The organism is Pseudarthrobacter sp. MDT1-56 (genome assembly GCF_059383555.1).
Genome location: NZ_JBWZCK010000031.1, coordinates 1 through 4539, shown reverse-complemented (window position 1 = coordinate 4539; position 4539 = coordinate 1). Strand labels below are relative to the sequence as shown.

Annotated in this window: 2 protein-coding genes and 1 pseudogene; 2 read left to right on the top strand and 1 reads right to left on the bottom strand. The window is 62.1% G+C overall.

The genetic code is table 11. The annotated features are described in order from the left end of the window. Positions 1-1250: 1250 nt before the first annotated feature. Positions 1251-1856 (bottom strand): AMIN-like domain-containing (lipo)protein, encoded by a 606-nt coding sequence (locus AC50YC_RS19700; RefSeq protein ID WP_494896919.1) that lies wholly within the window; start codon positions 1854-1856, stop codon positions 1251-1253. Between the two features lie 516 nt (positions 1857-2372). Between AC50YC_RS19700 and AC50YC_RS19695 the strand changes: the two are divergent. Beyond that, a pseudogene (locus tag AC50YC_RS19695) lies at positions 2373-2688 on the top strand (dihydrofolate reductase family protein); the annotation flags it as partial. Between the two features lie 188 nt (positions 2689-2876). Next, a complete protein-coding gene (locus AC50YC_RS19690; protein ID WP_494954960.1) occupies positions 2877-3065 on the top strand; it encodes a lmo0937 family membrane protein in 189 nt (62 codons plus the stop codon). The last annotated feature ends 1474 nt before the right edge of the window (positions 3066-4539 follow it).

The window sequence follows — 4539 nt, the reverse complement described above, 5'->3', positions numbered from 1 at the left end:
CTGTCATCGTGTACTAGGCACCGACTGGTCTTCGCTCGGAGGCACTGGCAGTGATCATCCGGGACGAAAGAGGACGACGGCGGGAGAGTTCCCGCCGTCGTCCCTTCCGTTCAGGTTCGTTGGCTGTTGTCCGCGGCTGGATCCACAGCAACGGCGATCCTGACTCTCGGGCTATTGGTCGGAGCGGTGCGGGCATGGCGCACCGCCAAGGAATTCCTTGAGTATGCAAGAGATGCACGGCAACAGATAAAGCTCGACAGCATTGAGCAGACCCGGCCCTAAGTTCATGCTCAGCTGGTGCCTGGCCTAGCCGGTGTGGCGACCTGGGATTTCTGCCTGCCGCAAGCCAGTCGAGCACCTCTTAGCCGGGGGAAGGGCGGACGCTGCGCTCGGCTCCGCTGGGCCGTCGGTGGTCCATGCTTGATTCCTGGAGCGCCGGCCCGTCGGTTGGTCATGCAGGTCGCTGTTCGTTTCTCCATGAGATGTTCGGGGAGAGGAACCCGCCACCATGATGTTCGTCGATTTCCTGCAGGAGGGCCGCCCCGTCGTGCGGTGCCTATTCGGGGCCAGTCCGCTTCCGGAGGCCTACTCTTCCTGTCGGTGCGAAATCGCGCAAAACACACAACCGCCCCGCCTGGACGGCCGCCTGAGTGGCCAGATTGGGGCCGAATCGGGCAAAAAGAGGGTGTGCACAATGTGCACACCCTGGGCTTCGGACCGGGTCGTACTGGTGCCGGACTGGGCCGGATTGCGGAGGTTTACGGGGGAGTGGCAGAAATTCAAGGGCTGGAACCCGGTTCGAGTCCCACCTCGGGCACAGTGTTTCCGCAGTTCAGCGGCTTTTTGTTGTTTTTTCGTGTGGACAGAGTCCACACTCTCGCTTCTGATCTGATGTTCCGGGTGTGTGGGTTCCCGGAAACGGCCTATTTGGCTGCGTGGGGGAGCGGCTGACTACGGCGGACCGGGTACCGCCTTGTGGGGCTTCTTTTAGGAGTTCATCCTCGTTCGTCCTTCCCTTGGGTTTTCGCGTTCACCACTTCATGGGGGCTCGAGCCGGCTACAACATGACTTGCGACTGTTCTTTCGATCGGGGGTAGCCGCCCTGTGGTCACACAGGAAAGTAGGGGCTGCGGCTCCCGCAACCCACCCTCAAAAACTACTGCCTGGTGCGCATCCTATCGGCATCGCCTTCATGCGGAACGCGGGCGCCGCCGTCGTTCTTCAGCGCCCTGGCTGGCTGGTCCCAGGCGTCACCAGCGGTGCGCTACATCGATCACCAGCCGCGACCCGTTGCCCGGGCCGTCCAGCGTGAATACCCGGAACGGCAGCCGTGCGCGGACACCCAGCCCGATCTGAGTCACCGCCTCGAAGGTGCCGGCGAAGGCCACCTGCCGGAAGGTCTGGAAGCCGGCAACGTTCACCGCTTCGTCCCGGTTCGCCGGGGTGTAGGTCGGGTTGTAGTTCTGGTCATGGGCCGGTGCCGTGACTGTCACACCGATGAACGCGCCTCCCCGCAGCGGAACGGTGAAGCCGGACCCGCCCTGCGTCACGGCCCTGACATAGCGCACGGTGTATCTGGGGACCTCGCCGTTAACGTCCACCACCAGGCGGTCGAAGCAGGCGTGGCGCCCGGAGCGGATATTGGTGATCGGATCCTGGCTTGGACCCAACGCCAGCGTGGCGGTCGACTTGGCCAGCGAACCCCAGGTGATTCCGCAGAAGGGGGCCGCCGAGGCGGTGCCGGGCACAACGAGTCCCAGTCCTGCGGTCAGCGCCAGGACCGCCAGGACCGCATGCACTTTCGTCGTGATCGGGCGGCGTTTCCGTTGTGCGGTATTCGGCAGCGTTTGGGACATGGTCCCGCGGGCGAGGATCCCGTTTCCGGGTCCGGAATGCTTGGGCAGCCGTCCCCACGGTGCCCGGAAGTTGATGCTCATTTACATCCTGCTTGCTCAAGGGATTGCGAGTGAAGACGTCCACTGGACGTGATGGCCTCATTGCCATGTAGTGGGATGGCACCCCGCTCCCGTTCGCGGTGCGGTGTGATGCGTTCAGTTTGTGCTCCCAGACGACGGCAAACAAGCAAGATTCGGAGAAGATAATGAAACGGTCCTGCATCATTCACGGGTTTTTCAACCCCTGATTATGGACGACGAACCACGGATCGTGTGCCGGGCAGATCAACGCTTCCGGTGCCTTTGCCTCCGTTTCCATCCGGGTCAAACAAACGAGGGCGTCCACGGCTGCTCCTGATGGCGGATTGTCAGCAGATGCGGATTTCCGCCCCCGGCGCTTCAGCCCACCACAAGCTGCGTCCAGTGCATCCGCCCAGCGGCCCTCGTGGGCGTATGCACGACGAAGGCCCCCGCAATCCTCGGCCGGTACTCGAGATGGAGGGCGGAACGACCTTCCATTTCGTTGACGCCGACCCCGTCGCCGCGCTCAAGCAGGCCCGCCCTGGCCGGTGACCTCGACGTCCGGATCGGTGGCGGCGTCAGCACTGTTCGGCAGTTCCTCGAGGCCGATCTGATCGACCACATGCATATCGTCCTCGTGCCGATCGTCCTGGGCCGGGGCGAACGGCTCTGGGATGGGCTCCAAGGACTTGAACGACGCTTTGACATCGAAGCGACCCCTTCTCCACTCGGAGTTCTCCATCTGGTCTTCACTCGTCGCACGGCCCGGTAGGCCGACTTGGGTGCGATCGCGGGGCCAAAAGACTCCATTACCGGAAGCGCCGCGGTAACTTGGGCATTATCTGGGGGAGATTCCGTCAACCTAACCACACGCACATAAGCTTCAGGGTGCCGGCCGGTCGTGCCCTACGGCTTATCTTTCTGCTACTTCTACCCACGCCGATACTGACATAGGGTGATATGCACCACACGATTACCGTGCGGGAATTAAAGGAGACTCTCATGCTGCTCTGGATAGCTATCATTATCGCAGTTCTCTGGCTTCTCGGCCTGCTCGGCAACATCGGTGGCGGATTAATTCACATACTTTTGGTTATCGCCGTGGTCGCCTTGATCTTCCACTTCGTTCGCGGCAGGTCCCGCACTTAAATACAAAAGTGTGGTCCGCCCCTGCTGGACAGCGAGGTGGGAGCTGCCGCCGTTCTCGGGCAGGGCCTGCACGTCGCCTGACCCGACCGGCAGATGGCTCTGTATCGACGAACATGCCAGCCAGCCGCCGGGCGGCTAGCACTGAGGTGGGCTCAGAAGTCTCCGGCAGCGGCTGATCTGGCCTGCTGCGCCGTCGTGCCCGGCCTGGTCGTTGTAGGTGCCGCTGCCATCTGCGGCACCTAACGTGGACCGAAGAAGATCAGATGCGCGATTCTTTCATTACACGGGAGCGCATTTGGAACGCTGATAACCGATCTTCCGTCAATTAGGTAGGTGTGAGCCCGGCTCTGAAAACGATGGGCCAAATGGGTCGTGACGGGTTGGCAGCGACGTCATCCAGAAGGTCGCCTATTCTGTGCCGGGATGCGGTAAGTGATGGCCCTGGGCGTGGGGCTGGCCCTGAAGGCTTGCAATGTGCTGCCGGCCGAGGTTGGTGCCATCGCTATCATACGCTGATTGGAGCGTGGCTCTGCCGAGTATGCGGGGAGGGGTTCTGAGGTGCGCCGCCCGGTCATGCGGCTCTCGACGTTGCGGACCATGAAGGGGATGAACGGAGGTGGACCCGATATGACAAGCCTAGCGACCGAGATTCCTGCGCGGCTTGCCCAAGAGTCCCCAACGAGCGAGGGCCTGACCAGGCTGTTGCCGCTCGTGCAATCCGTCGGACGGGTCAAACTATGTAGATACAGAGAAGTGCCGCACCCGGTCAGGTCGGGTGCGGCAGTTTGGGGGAGGCCCTGGTGGGGAAGATCGGGGGTGTGGACAGTGTCCACACTTTGGGTCTCGGACTGGGTCGTACCGGTGCCGGACCGGGCCGGATTCCGTATGTTTCGGCGGGAGTCCAGTGTTTGCAAGGGCTGGAACCCGGTTCGAGACCCACCTCGGGCACAGTGTCTTCCCTGTTCAGGGGCTTTTTGGCCTTTTTTCGTGTGCACATTGTGCACACTCCGCCTCTGATCTGATTTTCCGGGTGTGTGGGGTCCCGGAAACGGCCTATTCGGTTGTGCGGGGGGAGCGGCCCACTACGGCTGACCGGGTACCGCCCGGTGGGGCCCTCTGCTGGGTGTTCGTCCTTGTTCGTCCTTCCGTTGGGTTTCCCGTTCACCACTTCATGGTGGCCAGGGCCGGGCAAAGTCATATGGTCGCTGCAGCGCTCTGATTGATGGAGCGTGTGATGGTCAATGTGTTTTCCCTGGATGCGCGCACTGAGTTCTTTGATCTGGTGTGTGGCGGGATGTCGATTCTCGCCGCCGCCCGGCGTGTCGGTGCCACGCATGGGACCGGGAGGAATTGGTGGGCCCAGTCTGGCCAGTGAGGTGTGTCAAGGATGTGAGACAGCCGGTTAGTTTCTTTTTGGGTTAGGCGGCCGCAGGTAGCGGCTGGTTTTTGGTCTTGAAGTTGGCCATTGCTGTTG